We start from the raw sequence: 21,062 nt of genomic DNA, 5'->3' as shown, positions 1-21,062 counted from the left end.
TTTTGACATGATTAAAATCAACGCAGACCAAATTACGACAAAATTAGGATCGCCCTATTATTTACTATTAGGCAACGATCCTTATTTACAATATTATAGCCAATCGCAGCTAAAAATCGCTTTTAAACAAGCTGGCTTTAATGAACAACTGACATTTAACATAGATAATCAAACTGATTGGCAGCCTATCTATGATAGTTGTCATGCAATGAATCTGTTTTCAACCAATACGCTTATTTTTTTAGATTTTGGTGAAAACACAATCAATGCAGCGGCGAGTTCAAAGCTGAATAGTTTAAGTGAAATACTCAATCCTGATATTGCATTAATTATCAGTTTAACCAAAATTACTAAAACTCAAGAAAATGCAGTTTGGTATAAAAAATTATCTGATAACTTAGTCGTCGTCAATTGTACTACGCCTGACACAGCTTTATTACCACAATGGATTAAAAATCATCTTCAACAAAAGCAAATAGTGGTTGAACCTGAAGCTATCGATCTTCTTTGTTATTATTACGAAGGAAATTTACTGGCATTAACGCAAATTATTGAACAATTAAAGTTATTATATACAAATCAAACAATAACTTATGATCAGGTTGAAAGTAATATTAATGATTCAGCCATATTTACCCCATATCACTGGATTGATGCAATGGTTGCTCACAAAACAAAGCGAGCAACCCACATTTTACAGCAATTAAAAATGAATGATTTTGAACCATTAATATTACTCCGAATTATTCAACGTGAGCTGATTTTGATCATCAATCTAAAAAAAGGCTTATCATCAAAACCGTTAAAACAAATTTTTGATGAATATAAAATTTGGCAAAATAAAAGAGCAATGTATACCAATTATTTAAATCGTAATGATATTAAAGATCTATTTTCAACGCTAGCTCTACTTACTGAAATCGAAATCAGCTTGAAACATGATAATCAACTACGAGTGTGGGATGCGCTATCGGCTTTAACAATGCAATTTATGGGATTAAATAAATGTTAACAGCATTGTTCGGCGGCACTTTTGATCCAATTCATTATGGGCATATTTACCCAGCAATTGCGCTCGCAAAAGAGGTTGGCTTAACGAAAATTAGTTTATTACCCAACCATATTCCCCCGCATAAACCGCAACCTGAGGCAACGATAGCACAGCGCCTAGCTATGTTAAATTTAGCTATAAGCGATATACCGTTATTTTCAATTGATACCAGAGAATTACTACCACAAAATTTAACCCGACCGTCCTACACTATCGAAACACTGCAACAGTGGCGTGACCAACATGGTGATCAGTCTGGTCTAGCCTTTATCATGGGACAAGATTCTTTAATAAATTTACCCACCTGGAAAGATTGGAAAATACTACTTAATTACTGTCATTTACTTATTTGTAGACGCCCAGGTTATACCGAAAAAACGACTGACAATGAACTTCAAGCGTTTATCACTCAACATCAAACAACCAATATTGACGATTTGCATGATTTTCCAGCTGGTTACATCTATTTTGCACATACCCCTTTAGAAAATATATCTGCGACAGAAATTCGAGAAAATATTCATAATCAACAAAGTTGTAAAAATTTATTACCCCCCAAAGTATGGCGTTATATTTGTGAGCAAGGGCTTTATAATGCAAAGAAAAATTAGAAAGGTCTTTACTTCTGTCAGTTTTTTCGGCATTATTTTGCCGCTGTCTTTATATATTATAAATTCAGTGATTTTATAGCTTATACTCAATGTCAATTAATCTATATGCACAAAAGTCGATAACAGCAATTTTGAAAAAGTTTTTAGTTGTCACGTTATCCCCAGATAATATGGGAATAAATGGATGATGATATGAGTATATTTAATTTGTATTTATTAATAAGAGGCCCCAATGGCAAAAGAAGATAACATTGAAATGCAAGGTACCATACTTGATACTCTTCCAAACACGATGTTCCGTGTTGAACTTGAAAATGGTCATGTCGTTACTGCACATATTTCTGGTAAAATGCGCAAAAATTATATTCGTATTTTAACTGGTGATAAAGTTACCGTTGAAATGACACCTTACGATCTATCTAAAGCACGTATCATATTCCGTAGTCGCTAATATCGTTATCATCAGAATTGTTATTTAATCATTATTAAATCTAAAACGGTTTATTCTCTTTTTTAATAAAATTCCGTCGACTTGTGTCGACGGAAAAAAGAGCTTTAATACTATTATGCTAATTAATTAACTTGTGAAAAATCCATTTCTGAATAGTTAACCCATTTGGTCTTTTTCACAATTTTGTAGCCAAAATAGATTACCAAAAATAGAGGTAAACCGACATATGTTGCTATTACGCCATTCCAATCAATAGTATCTTGTAAGAATGCTTCATAATTTTGACCTAGTGTAATAATCAAACATAGGACAAAAGCAAATATTGGACCAAATGGAAAACAGCTTGAACGATAAGGTAACTTATTGATATCTAATCCTTGTGCAATATAACCTTTTCTAAAACGGTAGTGACTAATTGCAATACCAAGCCAAGCTATAAAACCTGTCATGCCAGACATATTAAGCAACCATAAATAAACTTCTTGATCTTTATACATCGAAGTTAAAAAACATAGCATAGCAATAATTGTTGTTGCGATAAGTGCAAATCTAGGTACCCCTGATGATGATAGCCTTGAAAAGATTTTAGGGGCTTTCCCCTCTTTAGCCAATGCATAAAGCATCCGTGTTGAGGCATATAAACCGGAATTACCCGCCGATAATACCGATGTTAAAATAACCGCATTCATAATTGCCGCAGCGGATAATAGTCCTGCATGCTGAAAAACTAAGGTAAATGGGCTGACACTGATGTCGGTTTCTTCATTACGTAATAAATTTGGATCCGTATAAGGAATGATTAAGCTAATGACCAAAATAGCAAAAATATAAAACAGTAAAATTCGCCAAAAAACTTGCTTCATCGCTTTTGGAATATTTTTTTCTGGATCTTTTGACTCTCCAGCCGCTATGCCGATTAGCTCCGTACCTTGGAATGAGAAGCCAACAACCATCGCAACCCCTATCATCGAGGAAAAACCACCAACGAATGGGGCATCACCAATAGTCCAATTTTGCCAACCTGCATTTTCACTCCCCTTTAAAATGCCAACAATCATCAACAAACCAATCACAATAAACACGATAACAGTGACAACTTTAATTAATGAGAACCAAAACTCGGCTTCACCAAATCCTTTTACAGAAATATAGTTTAAACAAAAGATGATGCTTAAAAACAGCAAGCTCCAAAGCCAACTATAACTACCTGCATCAAACCAATAAGAGATAACAAGCTGAGCAGCAACTAAATCTACTGCAACAGTAATTGCCCAGTTATACCAATAATTCCATCCAATTGCGAAACCAAAAGCCTCATCAACATAACGAGCGCCATAAGTAGCAAAGGTCCCTGACACCGGCAAATACGCCGCTAGTTCACCAAGACTGGTCATTAAAAAGTACACCATAATACCAATGATAGCATACGAAAGTAATGCACCACCGGGACCCGCTTGAGCAACCGTTGCGCCTGAAGCAACAAAAAGCCCTGTACCAATTGAACCGCCAATAGCAATCATGGCTAAATGCCGAGATTTTAAGTCCCGTTTTAATTTATTATTCATAACAATATTCTTCTGTTTAAAAAGATTAAAAAAGACAATAAGAAAAATTCAGTTAATAGTGTAATACCGCAATCCTAACAACAATTAACTAAAGATTAATCTAATTAATATGGTCATTTATCATTAAATAATGAAATGCGATGAAGTTTATCAAAAAAAAAACGACGCGAGATAAATAATTCTAATAATAAAACTCGTTTATTAAATATTAGCAATAGTTAAACGCTAGTTAACTGTTCTAATTGAGTTAAATAATTTAAAGCTTGTACTCGATTGTTGCCACACATCTCAATACAAGGCTTTAACCGACCACAAACTTGTGGTCTTGATGACTGTCCAAATAAGTCACATTGAAAATTAGCATTTAAATGAATGCATGCAACTCCAGCGGGTTTACCATTTGGCATACCAGGAATCATTGACGAAATTGAAGGCGCAATACAACAAGCACCACAGTTTTTTCGACATTGAAATAAGCTATCCGTTGTTTTTTTCATAATTTGACATTAATCGGTAAATTTTGTTGGTGACAATAGCAAGATAGCGCTAAAATAGCGAGCTAATTTTCAACTCTATTTTTAATAATCACGAAGAAGATATTATGGCTAAAGCAAATGAAATAAAACGTGGCGATGCAGTCACTTATAACGGTAAATTATTATTGGTTAAAGATATTGATGTTCAAAGCCCTAGTGCACGTGGCGCTAGTACACTTTATAAAATGCGATTTACTGATGTAAAAACTGGCGGTAAAGTCGAAGAACGTTTTAAAGGTGATGATATTATCGAAACCATTGAATTAATTCGCCGTCCGGTTAGTTTTTCATATATCGATGGTGATGAGTATGTCTTTATGGATAATGAAGATTACACGCCGTTTATCTTCAAAAAAGCGCAAATCGAAGAAGAGCTATTATTTATTCCTGAAGGGGGAATGAACGGTATTCAAGTGCTAATGGCTGATGGCGAGTTAGTTGCATTAGAGTTACCGCAAACGGTTGATTTAGAAATCATTGAAACTTCACCTAGCATCAAAGGTGCGTCTGCCAGTGCACGCACAAAACCGGCAACCTTATCAACTGGCTTAGTTATTCAGGTTCCAGAATACATTGATAACAACGAAAAAGTGAAAATTCATATTGCTGAACGCCGTTATATGAGCCGAGCTGAATAATCTATAAAATCGTGATGAATACATATAATCAAAATAAATTACATAAACGGTTACGTCGTCTAACTGGAGAAGCCATTGCCGACTTCAATATGATTGAAGATGGTGATCGGATTATGGTTTGCTTATCAGGTGGTAAAGATAGCTATACGCTACTCGATATTTTATTGAATTTGAAAATCAGTGCCCCGATCAATTTTGAACTAATTGCCGTCAATTTAGATCAAAAACAACCCGGTTTTCCTGAACATGTTTTACCGCAGTACTTAGAGTCATTAGGTATTGAGTATAAAATTGTTCAAGAAAATACTTATGGTATCGTAAAAGAAAAAATTCCTGAAGGCAAAACAACGTGTTCACTTTGTTCTCGTTTGCGTCGTGGTATTTTATACCGCACCGCAACAGAGCTTGGCGCAACGAAAATTGCGTTAGGTCATCACCGCGATGATATTCTAGAAACGTTATTTTTAAATATGTTTTATGGTGGCAAACTTAAAGCAATGCCACCCAAATTGGTTAATGACTCAGGCGAGCATATTATTATTCGACCGCTTGCTTACTGCAAAGAAAAGGATATTGCAAAATATGCTGAAATTAAGCAATTTCCAATCATTCCATGTAATCTTTGTGGTTCACAACCTAATTTACAACGTCAAGTGATTAAAGAGATGCTAAACGATTGGGATAAAAAGTTTCCTGGTCGTATAGAAACCATGTTTAGAGCCACGCAAAATATTACGCTTTCACATTTATGTGATACCAACCTTTATGATTTTAAAGGTATCAAAAAAGGGGATATTGATGTCAATGGTGGCGACATGGCGTTTGATCGCGAAGATCTCCCCTCAGTAGTTGGATTTGATCCATCTGACCTTGAGGATCAAGACTTAATTCTTTGGAAAGAAGCAAACTAAATATTACGTCATTATCTACTTTTAAATAACCATTTATCGGCGAATGAGTAAACTCGCCGATAATCTTTCCCCTCATTAATTTTAGAGTTCGACACTCATCATCCCTTACAAATTTTGATCTTCCTCACGAATTAACAAAAAATTAATTAATTTTATTGTGGAATTCAAGTCATTTCAATAAAATTGGAACGTTCCAATTTTAAATGCTTTATATCACCAAATAAAATGACAACAATTTGAATCATTGAATTATAGGAGAACAATGTGAAACTACAGTTTTTGGGTACAGCAGCCTCGGAAGGTATCCCAAATCCTTTTTGTAAATGTGAAATCTGCGAGAAAACCCGCATACAAAAAGGTAAAAATATCAGGAGCCGAAGCTCCGTTATCATTGATGACATCATGCAAATTGACTTTGCACCCGAATTTAGTTACCAAGTTATGCGAGAAAATATTGATGTAACTAAAATTAAAGATTTGTTATTTACGCATACTCATCCAGACCATTTTAATGTCGGTGATCTATTTAGCCGTATGGTAGATTATGGCTTTAACATTGATCACCCGCTTTATATCTACGGCAATGATATCGCAATAAATGGATGCTTACATGTGCTACCAGGTTACAGCCCTGAACGCTTTGTGTTTAATTTATTGGTCCCTTATCAGACTATTACCAGCTCTGCTGGCTATCATGTGACGCCTTTACTATCGAATCATGCAAAATGGGAATTTTGTTTTATCTACTTAATTGAAAAAGAGGGGAAAACTATTCTTCATGGTCATGATTCTGGCTATTTTCCTGAACTCACTTGGCAATGGCTCAAAAACAGCGGCAAAAAAATTGATTTAGCGATCTTTGAATGTACCTATGGCTATAAACAAGACGACCGCACCAATAATCATATGAGCATTGAAACTGTGATCGCCGCACAACAACGCATGATTAGTGAAAATATTTTTCATAATAAAACACAACTAATAACGTCGCATCATTCACATAGTAGTGGCTTTATGCACGATGAATTAGTGGAAATATTCAAACCTCATAATATAGAAGTCGCTTATGACGGCTTAATAAAAACAATTTAACACGGAGTTTTTTATGTTTAAAATACCACGTCTACTGGTAATGATGTTTTTACAATATTTTGTGCAAGGTGCATGGAATATGGTTATTGGGGCAGTCCTCGCTGCTTATGGATTAAAAGAGATTGTTGGATCAACTTACTCTGTATTAGGTATCGCAACCATCATTTCACCGTTATTTATTGGCATGATTGCGGATAGATTTATTGCATCACAAAAAGTGATGGGCATATTGCATATTCTTAATGCCGTTGTATTATTCTTGATTCCTAACTTTGTTGAAAACGGCAATATTGCTGGTTTTTTAATCATGATTTTCATCGTTGGTTTATTATTCTATCCAACAACAGCTTTAGCCAATAGCGTTAGCTTTAGACATATAGATGGTGTACGTTGGTTCCCAATTATTCGTGTATTTGGTACTATCGGCTTTATGATTGTAGGGTTGATTCTTGGTTACACAGGTTTTTCTAGTTCTATCAATTCATTTTTACTTGCTTCAGGTGCATCTGTTGTTTATGGTATTTATTGCTTCACACTACCTAATACACCACCAAGCAGCAAAAATAAAAAATTCTCTTTGCGCGATGCGATGTGTTTAGATGCATTATCACTTTTTAAAGATAAATACTTTACTATTTTTATGTTGTCCACTTTTATCTTAATGATAACTAAAACAGCTTATAGTGCTTATTTACCGGTTTATCTACCTGTTTTAGGATTAGAACCTGCATCAATGATGCAAATAGCTATCGCCACTGAAGTCTTATTTATGTTCCTTCTATCTTTCTTATTAGGTCGTTTTGGTTTCAAAAAAATCATTTTATTTGGCGCAATATGCTGGGTTATTCGTAGTTTAATGTTATCGTTAGCCGCCACTGCTGATGGTAGTACGATGTTCTTTTATATTATTGGCACATTACTTTTACAAGGTGTTTGTTGGGACTTCTTCTTTACCGCTGGTGATATTTATGTAGATAAAAAAGCAGGACCAGAAATCAAAGCACAAGCGCAAGGCTTACGTTTTATTGTTTCTAACGGCTTTGGCGTATTTATGGCCGCATCAGTTTGTGGATTTATCAACAATCGCGTAGTTACCGAAAAAACGCTGCCAAATGCTGGGCCACAATGGCAAGAATTTTGGATCTATCCTGCTGTAGTGGCAGCGATTGTTGCGATTGGTTTTTGGTTATTGTTCAAAGATAAAGATGTAATAATGGCACCGAAAGAAAAATCAAAATAATCTGATTTTAATTATCAAATCAAACAATATTGTTAGTGTGTTTATCATTAGCAATATTGTTTTTTTATCTCATCATTAATCAAATCAATAACTTGTTTTGAATCGTATTGTTTAGCCATCCACTTTGATAAATAATTACCTATGATGTTTTCAACACACCTTAAATTCACAGCCTTACCTTTTATACTATTTTCACGTATACCGTTAGCGTACTGCTGCTTAGCCACAGTGAGCCACGGATAGCTATTGATAATGCGTTGATTTTGAAAAATAGAGTTTTGTGCCGTTGCCCCACCCAACAACGCAATCTGTTCGCTAATTTCTGGCGAATATAGCCACTCAAAAAAAGATTTTATAGCCGCATCTTTTTGACTATACTTTGATACGCCTAAAGAACCACCACCAAATAAAGGCTTATTACCCGGTACTTTAGCATACCCCACCAACGGCAAAATGTTACGATGATTTATACAACTAAACAAATTCATATAAACAATTAGCATCGCTAACTTGCCTTGTTCAAATAATTTCACTGAATCTTGCCACCAAGTGGCATTAATATTTTTGGCTAGTTTAATAAAAGAGTGTAATTGAGTTAACGTTGTAAGTGCTATAGCAGTATCGAGCTGAGGTTGGGGTTGATTAAATAATTTTCCACCTTGTGCATAATAGCGGACTAAAAATTCGGAAGCGATGAGTTCATCATTACCTGAGGTAAAACAACTACCAAACTCTACTTGTGACTCCCCATTTTGCTGTCGATTAAAAAAAGCCGATATTTGATTAAAATCAGCAAAATTTGCCGGTACATCAAGTTGTTGACGAAACTGCTCAAAATAAGCGCGTTTAATTAACGGATCATCAAAAAGATCTTTACGATAAAACAGCATTTGTACACTTGGATCGAACGGCAAAGCATAAGCGATATTATTCACATAACTAAAACGGTCTATTATTTCAGGCGTATAGCGTGTAAAAATATTGGATAAATCAATTTGCAGTTCAGATAGCGGTTTAAATATTGAAGGGGCAAACCAAGGCAAACCCGCCATATCAATCCGAATAATATCCAGATATTGATGATGTTCTATATGATTAAGTATGTGATAAATCTCATCAAATGGCTTAACTATTAAATTAACATTAATACCACTTATTTTGCTAAAGTGAGGTAATAATTTGACTACGGCTTGGGTTGACGGGCTGGGAAGGATTAAAAAATTAACTGTATCACCATCGTTAGTCTTGTCGTGGGGCAATGAATCAGGAAGTAAGGTAAATCCTTTATTTTCAGGTAAAGTAACTGGCTGGTCCTCAATTAAGTTGGCAATTTGCCGACTTAATATCCCATAATTCATATGATATTGATAAAAATGGTTTTCATAAAAAAAACTATGATTTGTTAATGTATAAATGGGTGGGCAAGATTGTAAACTTCCGAAATAATTAGCATTACGAACAAAATGTGCGCGCTCCATATCCATGGTAATGATGGCATCGTACTCTACTTGCTCATTTGCAAAAAAATTGAATGATAAATTATAGGTACTATTTGAAGGCATTGAAGTAATGCAATTTATCTCGACACGATAATTTTGTTGCTTAAAGGTTTGCTCTAACCCTTTTTTAAAAGATTGTGAATGAGTATGTTGATCAGAATTACTAAATAAACCGATATGCCGATAATTATTTTTTATCATTTCGCACGCAATATCATGCCCAGCTTTTTCAAAATCTAATGATATGAATTTCAGCGCAGATTTTGGTTTACGATAAACAAAAATAATTTTTTCTTTGTCTATTTTTAACGTTTGGTAATAACTTTGTGCACTGTCTAAAGCGCTGACCACAATCACCGCATAATCCCGTTTTACTGCAATTTCTTGAATGAGTTGTAATTCAAACTCTTTTGAATCATAGGTTAAATATAAGGTTAATCCATAACCTAATCGATTTAAATAACTAAAAAGCCCATCATATAAATCGGCGTACTGTTCAGCGGTAATATTGGGTAATAAGACCGAAATCGTTTTGGTCGTTCCTTGTTTTAAAAACTTTGCTTGTAAATTTAGTTGATACCCTAATGCTTGAGCGGCTTGCTCAACAAGTTTAATTTTTTTGACACTGACATTACCGCGACCATTTAGTACATTTGACACCGTACCATGTGATACACCCGCCATCTTAGCGATATCTTTAATCGTTGCCATTGATATTAAACTCCATACATAACCGGTAATAACCCACTCAACTTAACTAACTATATGGTAACGTGTTGATATCAAAATCTTATTTGAACCTTAGATCATCACTCTATTTAATATAAGTTTGTTGAACCTTTATCAAACTTGCAAATGAAGCCTAACTAGTAGGTTAGTTTTAATAAGATATCAAGCATCATTGTTTTTTGATATCAAACTCGCTTATTAACCAATATTAAACCTTCAATTTAACCATTTATTCCAGCTCTGTTTTACTATTGCTCTTTCCTGTGTAAAACAAGAATTATCAACCGTAACGGGTAAAACTTGTAAGGCTAAACGATGAATTTCGTTACGCATATCGATATAAGCTTTTGTCAATTGCTGCGCTTGCTCATTATCCATAATTTGATATTTTGCAGCCAACTCTAAAATACGCACATTATCACTCCATTGCGTCATTTTAGGTTGTTGATGAGCATAATTAAGTACCAAAAACTGAGACAAAAATTCAATATCGCCAATTCCACCTTCATCAATTTTTAAATTAAATAAGTCTGATTGTGTGGAGCCTAAATGGCTTCTCATCTTTTCGCGCATCTCTCTTACTTCAGTTTTTAATCGATTTTCATCTCGAGGTTGGCTTAATATACTATGACGAATCTGATTAAAGCGATCAATGAGTGCAGATTCGCCATAAACAGCTCTTGCTCGAACCAAAGCTTGATGTTCCCATGTCCATGCTTCATTCATCTGATAATCTTCAAATGAATCTAAACTGCACGCTAATAGTCCAGCATCACCTTGTGGTCGCAAGCGGACATCAACTTCATAAAGAATACCAAAGCTGGTTCGTACATTAAATAGGTGAATTATTCGTTGTACTAGTCGTAAGTAAAATTGACGACTATCGATCTGCTTATCGCCATTGGTCATGCTATGAACGGGGCAATCATGTAAAAAAACTAAATCTAAATCAGAGCCATAACCCAGTTCCCATCCACCTAATTTACCATAAGCAATCACAACTAACCCTTTTTGATTATCCACTAAATGTTCAGGTTTACCATAACGACCCACCATCTGATTCCAGGCCATTTGAACAACAAAATCAAGGAGCGATTCTGCAACATAGGTTAAATGATCGCTGACTTTCATGGTCGATAATACATGCTCAACATCAGCCGCCGCGATATGCAGTAGTTGCATCTGTTTAAACTGCCGTAGTGCTTCAAGTTGTTGTTCTTCATCATCCGATAAAATACGTAATAGGTATTGATAGAGCTGATTTTTATACTCTTGTGGCGCAAGTGTTTGATACAATGAATTAATATCAATTAGTTCATCAAGCAAAATTGGATAATGTGCAAGCTGATCGCTAATCATAGGCGATGCACTGCATAATCGAATTAATTGTTTTAATGCTGTTGGATATTCTAATAACAGTTCTAAATAGGTGGTACGGCTTACAATATTTACCAATAATGGCAAAATACGTGATAATACCATCAAGCTATGACTATCATTACAGCAAGCATCAAGTAAACGTGGCATGAGTTGATCGAGTATTTCTCGTCCACGTACGCCGATAGTACGTTTACCAATATCATTACGGAATTGTAAAAGTAATTGGTAGAGCTGATTAGCTTTCTCATCTGAATAATCAGGTAATAGTGCTTGCACATCACTCAATTGCAAATCAGGCACCCATAATTCATCAAATTGGTCATTATAAGGTTTAGTTTTAGTTGAGGATTCATTGTCATCCTCACCAATTAATTCATTAAATATTTGACGATTCGCCTGCATTCGAACAAATAATTCCGTTTCAAATTCTTGCCAAGTGCCAAACCCCATAGACAATGATAACCGAGCTTTATTTAATTCATCGTCGGGAAGTGTTTGTGTTTGTTCATCATTGATTGCTTGCAATACATTTTCACAACGACGTAAAAATAGGTAGTTTTCACGTAAAATTGAGACTTCCTGATAATTCAATAACTGTTCATGTTCAATGACTTGTAGTGCGGTTAACAGTGAGCGAGTCTGTAATCCAACAACTCGCCCACCACGAATAAGTTGAAAAACTTGTACAATAAATTCAATTTCACGAATACCGCCTGCACCCAATTTAATATTATTTTTTAAACCTCGACGACGAACCTCGCGTTCAATCATACTTTTCATGTTGCGCAATGATTGTAATACACTAAAATCAATATAACGACGATAAACAAATGGCTTGAGAAGTTGATATAGTTCAACAGTATAATGATCTTGTTGATTACCCAGCACTTTTGCTTTCACCATCGCATAACGTTCCCAATCACGACCTTGTTCTTGATAATAGTCTTCCATCGACGAAAAACTCAAAACAAGCGGACCACCATCACCTAAAGGACGTAAGCGCATATCAACTCGGTAGACAAAACCATCTTCGGTAACTTGATCTAACGCTCTAATTAAACGTTGTCCCAAACGCGTAAAAAACACAGCATTATCTAATTCGCGACGACCGCCTTGTGTTTGTCCATGTTCAGGATAAGTAAAAATAAGGTCAATATCAGATGAAAAATTAAGCTCTCCCCCTCCTAATTTTCCCATGCCCAGGATAAGTAAAGGTTGCGCTTGTCCTTGCAAATTACACGGTGTACCCCACTCTTTACAACTCAGTTCATAAAGCCAATCTCGCGCAGTGATGATAATCACCTCTGCCAAGTGAGTAAGTTGCAATAAAATTTGCTCATCGCTACTGGTTTGCGTTAATTGTGACCATTCAAGCCTCACTAAGATATAACGCCTAAATAATCTTAACGCTTTCATGAGCGTCAATTCATCAGATACCAACGCTAACTTTTGATTTAACCATTGTTGATAGTTACGTCTTTCATCAGTCTGAGGGGGATTGTTAACAATGTCTGTCAACCATTCTGGAAACCGATAAAAAGCATCAACGATAAAATCACTTTGAACCAAAATATCTAAATTAACGTGAACATCATTAGGATCACATTGAGTCAATTGTGAGATAATTTTCTGCTTTTTATCATTAAGGAGTGAAGTTAATTCTGACATATTATTAGCTCATATAAAATTTGGTTGATTGATAAGTTGACGCTGTTTAAAAAACAGTTTTACCGATACCCGAGTGACAAAACAACCTAACACGCACAAGATCAAAAGAAATAGGTACCACAAACCTATTTCTATGGTGTCTGATAGATATTCATTTGCGATTAATCCCATCAATTGGATTAATCCAAACATCAATGCTAACGTTAAACAACAAAGAATCAAAAAAGCCCATAAAGAACTCAAGATCAGTTTTTTTATTTCTAAATGGTTTTTTACAGCCGTAAAACCGTTACGTAAAGCAAAATAACCTAATGTATTTACTACAATTAGAAAAGTAAACAATATGCCAGTTCTAACCAAGTTAGCAAACAAAGACGTATAAAAAACGTTCTGTAGGTGAAAAAAACTAAATAACAAAGTTAAAAAATACCAATTAAATAGCACGATATACAATGATAAATGTAAATTTTTATTTTGCTGCTTGGTTAGGCAGTAATGGGGATCAATAAGGTATTTTTTAAATAATTTCATGCCTAAATAAAACATCATTGCTATCACAACATAGCCAATTATCATCAATACGATAACCAAAATCCATGAGGTTAATATAGATGGTTTCGATGATGAACTTTGATTTAAGAGAGGAGCAACATATTGATTTAGATAGTATTGACTAACCAGCGTTATCAATGTGATGACAATTGAAATAATGAAAATAAAACTGACATTACGCCAATGGATTTGATAAATAGCTTGTCGAGATAAAAGCAGCGTTGAGATAATAAAAATAAATAATAAATTGGGTAATTGAATTAAGAAATGCGTTAAAAGCACATTACCCACTACCCAATAAAACGATCTTTGCCCAATGGTTGGTGAAAAAAACAGGCTAATGTCAAAAAAACAAGAATAACCTGTTAGCAAAATAACGTTAATTAGCAGAAAAAATAATATCGTCAATAAAGGTAATTTAAAAAAATTAACGGGCATTTAATGTTCCATAATGATTTAAAACATATTGCTAAAACACTACCGGTTATTTTGAGCTAATAACATTAACTTCAATTTAGTATTTACCTCACGATAAGCAAAATCGCTTACTGATTTAATCGATTGTAACGCATGCTGCCATTGATTGAATTCAGGTTCAATGAAAACACCCTTTTCTAATAAAGCTTGTTGAACTTGTTGTAATGTGTGTTGATAAAAGTTGAGATCGTTATTAGCTAAGGCATACTCTTCATTTTGTTGCCAGAATTTTAAAATATCAGGTAAGCTTTGTTGACAACTTAAATTAATTTCACTGTGGTTAATTGGTTGATTTTTTAATAATCGATAACCTCTTGCTGCTTTGCTTTGCGAAAAAAGGTGCAAATCAAACCGAGCTAATTCAATAGCAAAATTAATCAAATCTTGCTTATTACCCTGTTTTATCTCTAATTCAACTTCTTGGATGGGTAATTTTGTTCCATTCGACTCGATTTCACCTTGGTCTAAAGCTACTTCTATTTCGCTATTAGCAAATAAAATTAACCAAGCTTGGCGTTTAAAATTGGTGCTAAATAAAGGTTTAAGATGATTTTGTAGTTGGTTAATATCGCAATCTTTTGGTAGTGCAGCTTTAGGCAAAGCCGTTATATCAAGGTGTGGGCTGGGTAAATCAATATTGTATTCAGCGCGTTGATGCAAACCCGCTATTGATTGAGAATCACGCTTAAGAGTCATTTCACAATGTTGATTTGAACCTTGTTCGCTTACTCTGACTCTTAATCCACAGCCATTATTACGCAAATAATAGTCTGGAGTATCATAATAAGTGTTTAATAAGATTAATTGTGAAATTCTTGGCTGCGTTTGCCCACTATCTATATACTCAGCAGCATCACAATTAACCCACTGGTTTAAAAACAACGTTAGGTCAGCAATTTGGCGATTAGTTATTTCAAACTTCAATTCGATTTCGTTCATTAATCTATAGTCTATAATGATAATTTACACATATCATATACCGATTTAACTCAGAAATATAGGCACTCAAGGTGCCAACGAAAAGGTTTGTTTTTGTAGCTTATAAAGCTTAGCAAACAGTTGATTGTTATTCATTAATTGTTGATAACTACCTTGCTCGACAAGAGTACCTTTATCTAATACTATTATCTGATCTGCCGAAATGACGGTTTTTAAACGATGCGCAATCACAATTACCGTGCGATCTTTCACCAGTTCAGCAATAGCTTGCTGAATATAAACTTCATTTTCGGGATCAAGTGAAGCTGTTGCTTCATCAAGTAACACAATCGGCGCATTTTTTAATAAAGCTCTTGCTATTGAAATACGTTGTCTTTCACCACCAGAAAGCTTACTCCCATTTTCACCAATTAAAGTATTCCAACCATTCGGTAAGCGTGCAATTAACTCATCACAACGCGCTTTTTTTGCAGCTTGCATCACTTCTTCATCTGTCGCATTATGGCGACCAATACGGATATTATTTAAAATGGTATCATCAAATAACACAACATTTTGAAAAACAAACGACATATAACGCATCAAGGTTTCAGGATCGATGTCTTTGATATCATATCCACTAATGCTAATTGTGCCACTATCGACATCCCAAAAACGCGCAATTAATTGTAATAACGTACTTTTACCACTGCCAGATGGGCCGACTAATGCTGTCATTTTTCCTGAGGGTATAACGCAACTTAAATCGTGAATAACGGTTTTTTGATGATAGGAAAAATTAATATGATTAATATCAATTGTGAAATCATTTAAAACGACATCATCACGACCTTCCATAACTGATTCTTTATTAAGACTCTTCATACGCTCAATCGAAACCAACATATGAAACAGTTCAGGTAATAGCGTTAGTACCGAAATTAAAGGACTGTAAATTCGAGAACTAATGATCACAAATGCTAAAAAAGTAATGGGCGCTAAGCTACCTGAAACCATTAATTTTACCCCCACTAATACCACTACCCCCAGCCCTACCTGTAACATCATGATAGATAACGTAACAAATATACCGCCAATGCCTTCGAATTTAATCGATGCCCACATCATATTCTTTAATGCTTTATCCAGTTGTTGAAATTTTTCTCCACTGCGTCCAAAACCTTTAATAATTTTAATACCATCAAGATACTCTTGTACTTCATTCGACACAGCTAATTTTGATTCGATATGCTTATGGCTTAGTTTTTTTTCAATCAACTTACCGATAATCACAATCAACAATGATAATGGTAATGTACACAATATGGCTCCAGCCATTCGCCAGTCATAAAAAGCAAGTAAACTACAGGTAATTATGCTACTACACGAATAACCAATTAGTTGGGGGATAACGTGACTTAACATACTTTCAATCGTTGAGCAGTCACCCATGATATTGGTCGTCAATTCAGATAAATCCTTACGATTAAAAAAGCTTAGGGGCAGTTTTCGAATTTTTTCTGCGACTTCAATTCGAGTATTAGCTGCTTGTCCAAAAGCACTCGCGTAAGTTTTTTTATATTCTCGTTGATAACAATATAAAAATAACAAAGCGGCTAAAACGCCAAAGGCAACCATTATCCATAAATCATCTTTATTAATAGACACATTATTGATTAATGGGTTTATCAGTAACACCATAACTTGCAATAAAATAATAAAAGGGAGCATTAATGTCAGATTAGAAATAGTGCAAGCAATCGTAGCTTGAATTAGATTTTTATTTCCCACATCTGATAGCATCAGTAAACGTTTAAACATCTCGCACCTCATTAACATGATTTATTTGCCTATCATTTGCTTCAACTGCCTGATTACTTTGTGGCATATCCCAATCTAATGTTTTTTGATAGTACTGCCACATCTTGTAATAGGTTGCGTGATTGTCAATTAGTGTTTGGTGCGCACCTTTTTCAACAATATGACCTTTATCTAAAACAATTATTTGGTCAGCATCTTTAATGGTAGAGAGCCGATGCGCAATCATAATGACTGTTTTATCTTTCATTAACGCTTTTAATGCTAGTTGAATCTTATATTCATTTTCAGGATCGGCAAATGCCGTCGCTTCATCCAAGATCAAAATAGGCGAATTTTTTAATAATGCTCTTGCAATAGCCAAACGTTGCATTTCACCCCCCGATAGATGTAAGCCTTGTGTACCAATAACAGAATTATAGCCATCCGGTAGCTTTTCAATAAAATCATGACATTGTGCCGCTTTCGCAGCAGCAATCACTTCATCAAGTGATGCATGAGGTTTGCCGATTCTGATATTGTCTAAAATGCGTTGTTTAAATAAAAAAACATCCTGAAAAACAAAACTGACTAACGATAACAAGTAATCACTGTTCATCTGCTTTAAATCAACACCACCAATAGTGATATGCCCACTGGTAGGATCAAAAAATCGTGGTATCAGTAAAGAAATGGTACTTTTACCACTGCCAGATAAACCAACTAAAGCTGTTGTTTGACCTTGTTTTGCAGTGAATGTGATATGGCTTATTGCGTTATTATTGACAGATTGGTCATCAATTTGATTGTTAGAGTAAGAAAAATTCACATCATTAAAACATATATCATAATGATCTGTTTTTAAACCTATTTTAGGCTCAGGCAACAAAGGTATATTCAATACCGCATCCATAGTTTGCACACTAGTTGCTGAATTTTGAAAATTCCTAGTAACATAAAGTAATTTAAAGAACGGTGCTGGTAACCCTAAAGAAAAAATCAAATAAAAAATAGCAGACAGTATAAAATGAGCGTAATTATCAGTATGCCCTAATAATAAAATAATGATTGGAATAATAAAAAGGTAAATATTATTTAATATCAATAAGAAAAAAGCCATGTGATATTTGAAACAATAGATAAATTTTAAGCAATATAACTGGTAAGCTTTAATTGACTGATAAAAGCGTTTAAATGAAAAAAAGGTTTGATTGAAGGCTTTAACAACAGTAATACCACGAATATATTCGACAGATGCATTACTCATTTCAATTAATCTTTTTTGGAACTCTTGTTGATGATGTTTAACATCTTGACGTTTATAACCACTGATTAACACAATATAGGCAAGCATTATAGGGAATAACGTCGCTAAACCTAATCGCCAATCAAAGACAGCTAAAATAATGAAAATCATAACAGGGGAAGCAAACGCCCCAACCATGTCGGGTAGTTGGTGAGCGATAAATTGTTCAATTTTTTCGATATCATCATCAACAATCTTACGTAATTCTCCACTCGAATGCGTGTAAAAAAAACCTAATGGTAATAGGGATAAGTATCTTACAAAATTATATTTTAAATGATAGAGAGTTTTGAAAGCCGCATAATGTGAAAAACATAACCCCAAAAAGTTTAATAAAATGGATACCGCTGCTGAAATAAAAGCTAACCAACCATAATTGATAATTAACTCATTATTTAACGCCGCACCACTACTGATACTCATTACTATTTCATAAATAATAAAATAAATGGCGATAAACGGGATAAAAGAAACGGCTACACTAACAATTGAAAATAGACAAGCGAAAGTCATTAAAACCTTATAATTAAATGCTAACTCCCAAAGTCTTGAACTTGCAGTTTTATTACTGGACTTCATAAAATTAACCAACTTTCATTTAATAATAATAATCATTATCAATTATAAAAAATAAAATAACAATATTTTTTGTGCGTTTAGCTATTAAAAAATAACTATTACACCTGTAGATTAATTTTTATAAAGTACATCATGAGATCTTGCTTACAGAGGTGCAAGCAAGACATTAGTAGGGTTTATAACGCAGTCACTAAGCAAGTAAGAACAATTATGAAAGGTTAATTATTTTACAACTCTAAATGGATTAGTGGTTTTTTTATTGGTTGATTCAGGTTGTGTGTCACTATTTTTGGTCTGAGCATGATATTGAGGTTCATCTTCAAATCCCATCCCTACCCCATTTTCACGTGCATAAATAGCTTCAATAGCGGCCATTGGCACAACAATGTGTTGAGGAACACCAGAAAATCTAGCATTAAATTCAATTTGTTCATTAGACGCAAAATATTGACCAACTGAATGTGGCGCTATATTTAAGACTATCTGATTATTTTGGACAAACTCTTGAGGAACAATCACACCATAAATTGAAGTATTAACAACAATATATGGCGTTAGTTCATTATCAATAATCCAATCATAAAAAGCCCTAAATAAATAAGGGCGCCTTGGTGTCATTTGTTCAAGATCCATAAAAACTACCTATTTCAACAGTTTTATCAACGAGATAAAAATTTACTTAAGATCTTATCTTTTTTTCTTCTTCAGTTAATGAGTTAACAAAAGCTGGACGTTCAAAAATACGTGCCATATAAGCTAGATAATTCTTCTCAGCTACTTTTGGCAATTCAATACCAATCATTGGTAAACGCCATAGTAATGGGGCAAAATAACAATCACATAATGTGAAATCATCACTCATAAAATACGGTTTTTCTTTGAACATAACTGAAATGGAAACCAAATCATCAAGCAAATTTTTACGCGCAGTTTTTGCAGCTTGGCTATTAGGATCGGCAATGATGGTTTCATAAGCGCTATACCACTCTTTTTTAATGCGGTACATGGTTAAACGAGAATTTGCACGAACAATCGGATAAACAGGCATTAAAGGTGGATGAGGGAAGCGTTCATCAAGATATTCTAACGCAATATGAGGTTCATATAATGTTAGATCGCGATCAATCAAAGTTGGAATTGTACCATAGGGATTAAGATCTAGAAGTTCTTGAGGTAAATTATCTGCCGTTACAAACTCAATTTCAGCAGTTACCCCTTTTTCTGCCAGCACAAAACGAATTTGATGGCCGTAAATATCTGTTGTATCACAAAATAATGTCATTACAGAACGTTTATTAACAGCAACAACCATGTTCACTCCAAATATGCAAAATTAAAAAAAGTTTAGAATTTAACTATTCTAGCAAATTGGATAACAAATTTGTTAAAAAAAATTAATTTTCTTGTTATCTTTCTCTAAACAATAGCAATTTGACAAAAGTTTAAGAATAAATATACATCTTAAAACAAAGGCTTGAATTTAATTAACGTAATAAACTAAAATAAAAACAATAAATTAATAAAATTAATGTTTTTTATCAATTAACAAAATTACATTTACCCGTCAGACTATGAATTAGCATCTAATTAAAATCCAAATAAAAAAACCCAGTCGAAACTGGGTTTTTGCAAACAATTTTGTAACCTTTGTACAAAAAACAATTAACGTTTGCTGAATTGTGGACGACGACGTGCTTTGCGTAGACCCACTTTTTTACGTTCAACTTGACGCGCATCACGAGTAACAAAGCCCGCTTGACGTAATGAAGAACGTAAAGTTTCATCATATTCCATTAATGCACGAGTAATACCGTGACGAATCGCACCCGCTTGACCTGAAATACCCCCACCTTTAACAGTGATGTAAAGATCAAGTTTGTCAGTCATTTCAACTAACTCTAAAGGTTGCATCACAACCATACGAGCAGTATCACGACCAAAGTATTGCTCTAATGAACGTTTATTAATAACGATATTTCCACTACCTGGTTTAATAAACACGCGAGCAGCAGAACTTTTGCGGCGACCTGTACCGTAATATTGATTATCAGCCATCTTCTAT

At 34.3% G+C, this 21,062-nt stretch carries 18 protein-coding genes; 7 read left to right on the top strand and 11 right to left on the bottom strand.

The window, feature by feature from the left end; translation table 11 throughout:
- The first annotated feature begins 7 nt into the window (after positions 1-7).
- From holA to infA, 3 genes are all read left to right on the top strand, one after another.
- Positions 8-1,012 (top strand): DNA polymerase III subunit delta, encoded by a 1,005-nt coding sequence (gene holA / locus J3U59_RS04730; RefSeq protein ID WP_267333074.1) that lies wholly within the window; start codon positions 8-10, stop codon positions 1,010-1,012.
- Positions 1,006-1,662, top strand: coding sequence for a nicotinate-nucleotide adenylyltransferase (nadD, locus tag J3U59_RS04725; RefSeq protein WP_267333075.1), 657 nt, complete (start codon positions 1,006-1,008; stop codon positions 1,660-1,662). Before holA ends, nadD begins: the two co-directional genes overlap by 7 nt.
- 232 nt (positions 1,663-1,894) lie before the next feature.
- Entirely contained in the window at positions 1,895-2,113 is a 219-nt protein-coding gene (gene infA, locus J3U59_RS04720) for a translation initiation factor IF-1 (RefSeq protein WP_025315083.1), read from the top strand.
- Between the two features lie 122 nt (positions 2,114-2,235).
- Here the strand turns inward: infA and J3U59_RS04715 are convergent, their stop codons facing one another.
- Positions 2,236-3,684 (bottom strand): amino acid permease, encoded by a 1,449-nt coding sequence (locus J3U59_RS04715; protein ID WP_267333256.1) that lies wholly within the window; start codon positions 3,682-3,684, stop codon positions 2,236-2,238.
- Positions 3,685-3,896: 212 nt separating this feature from the next.
- Positions 3,897-4,175 carry a YkgJ family cysteine cluster protein gene (locus J3U59_RS04710; protein ID WP_267333076.1) on the bottom strand — a complete coding sequence of 93 codons (279 nt, stop codon included), beginning with the start codon at positions 4,173-4,175 and terminating at the stop codon, positions 3,897-3,899.
- Between the two features lie 104 nt (positions 4,176-4,279).
- On the opposite strand from J3U59_RS04710, the gene yeiP reads away from it, so the two are divergent.
- The 4 genes from yeiP to J3U59_RS04690 all read left to right on the top strand — a co-directional run bounded on the left by yeiP (position 4,280) and on the right by J3U59_RS04690 (position 8,095).
- Positions 4,280-4,852, top strand: a complete 573-nt coding sequence (gene yeiP / locus J3U59_RS04705) for an elongation factor P-like protein YeiP (protein WP_267333077.1) — start codon at positions 4,280-4,282, stop codon at positions 4,850-4,852.
- 14 nt (positions 4,853-4,866) lie between these two features.
- Positions 4,867-5,763 carry a tRNA 2-thiocytidine(32) synthetase TtcA gene (gene ttcA, locus J3U59_RS04700; protein ID WP_267333078.1) on the top strand — a complete coding sequence of 299 codons (897 nt, stop codon included), beginning with the start codon at positions 4,867-4,869 and terminating at the stop codon, positions 5,761-5,763.
- Positions 5,764-6,027: 264 nt separating this feature from the next.
- Positions 6,028-6,855, top strand: coding sequence for an MBL fold metallo-hydrolase (locus J3U59_RS04695; protein WP_267333079.1), 828 nt, complete (start codon positions 6,028-6,030; stop codon positions 6,853-6,855).
- Positions 6,856-6,868: 13 nt separating this feature from the next.
- The gene (locus J3U59_RS04690; RefSeq protein ID WP_267333080.1) at positions 6,869-8,095 is read left to right on the top strand and encodes an MFS transporter; all 1,227 of its coding nucleotides are present in this window, start codon (positions 6,869-6,871) and stop codon (positions 8,093-8,095) included.
- 47 nt (positions 8,096-8,142) lie between these two features.
- Here the strand turns inward: J3U59_RS04690 and J3U59_RS04685 are convergent, their stop codons facing one another.
- The 9 genes from J3U59_RS04685 to rpsI all read right to left on the bottom strand — a co-directional run bounded on the left by J3U59_RS04685 (position 8,143) and on the right by rpsI (position 21,055).
- Positions 8,143-10,305, bottom strand: a complete 2,163-nt coding sequence (locus J3U59_RS04685; protein ID WP_267333081.1) for an extracellular solute-binding protein — start codon at positions 10,303-10,305, stop codon at positions 8,143-8,145.
- 234 nt (positions 10,306-10,539) lie between these two features.
- On the bottom strand, positions 10,540-13,371 hold the full coding sequence (gene glnE / locus J3U59_RS04680) for a bifunctional [glutamate--ammonia ligase]-adenylyl-L-tyrosine phosphorylase/[glutamate--ammonia-ligase] adenylyltransferase (RefSeq protein ID WP_267333082.1): 2,832 nt from the start codon (positions 13,369-13,371) through the stop codon (positions 10,540-10,542).
- Positions 13,372-13,380: 9 nt separating this feature from the next.
- Complete coding sequence (locus tag J3U59_RS04675; RefSeq protein WP_267333083.1) at positions 13,381-14,361, bottom strand: hypothetical protein; 981 nt, start codon at positions 14,359-14,361, stop codon at positions 13,381-13,383.
- Between the two features lie 39 nt (positions 14,362-14,400).
- Positions 14,401-15,339 carry an inorganic triphosphatase gene (locus J3U59_RS04670; protein WP_267346732.1) on the bottom strand — a complete coding sequence of 313 codons (939 nt, stop codon included), beginning with the start codon at positions 15,337-15,339 and terminating at the stop codon, positions 14,401-14,403.
- A gap of 66 nt (positions 15,340-15,405) precedes the next feature.
- Entirely contained in the window at positions 15,406-17,139 is a 1,734-nt protein-coding gene (locus tag J3U59_RS04665; RefSeq protein ID WP_267333085.1) for an ABC transporter ATP-binding protein, read from the bottom strand.
- Complete coding sequence (locus J3U59_RS04660; RefSeq protein ID WP_267333086.1) at positions 17,132-19,000, bottom strand: ABC transporter ATP-binding protein; 1,869 nt, start codon at positions 18,998-19,000, stop codon at positions 17,132-17,134. Before J3U59_RS04660 ends, J3U59_RS04665 begins: the two co-directional genes overlap by 8 nt.
- A gap of 222 nt (positions 19,001-19,222) precedes the next feature.
- Entirely contained in the window at positions 19,223-19,633 is a 411-nt protein-coding gene (locus tag J3U59_RS04655; protein WP_267333087.1) for a ClpXP protease specificity-enhancing factor, read from the bottom strand.
- A 46-nt stretch (positions 19,634-19,679) separates the two neighbouring features.
- Positions 19,680-20,312 (bottom strand): stringent starvation protein SspA, encoded by a 633-nt coding sequence (gene sspA / locus J3U59_RS04650; RefSeq protein WP_267333088.1) that lies wholly within the window; start codon positions 20,310-20,312, stop codon positions 19,680-19,682.
- 350 nt (positions 20,313-20,662) lie between these two features.
- Positions 20,663-21,055 carry a 30S ribosomal protein S9 gene (gene rpsI, locus J3U59_RS04645; RefSeq protein ID WP_034901366.1) on the bottom strand — a complete coding sequence of 131 codons (393 nt, stop codon included), beginning with the start codon at positions 21,053-21,055 and terminating at the stop codon, positions 20,663-20,665.
- Positions 21,056-21,062 lie beyond the last annotated feature (7 nt).

It is taken from the genome of Gilliamella sp. B3783, assembly GCF_026536125.1.
Taxonomy (GTDB): domain Bacteria; phylum Pseudomonadota; class Gammaproteobacteria; order Enterobacterales; family Orbaceae; genus Gilliamella.
Note: the sequence above shows the minus strand (reverse complement) of the source record. Positions and strands in the feature narration are given on the sequence as shown.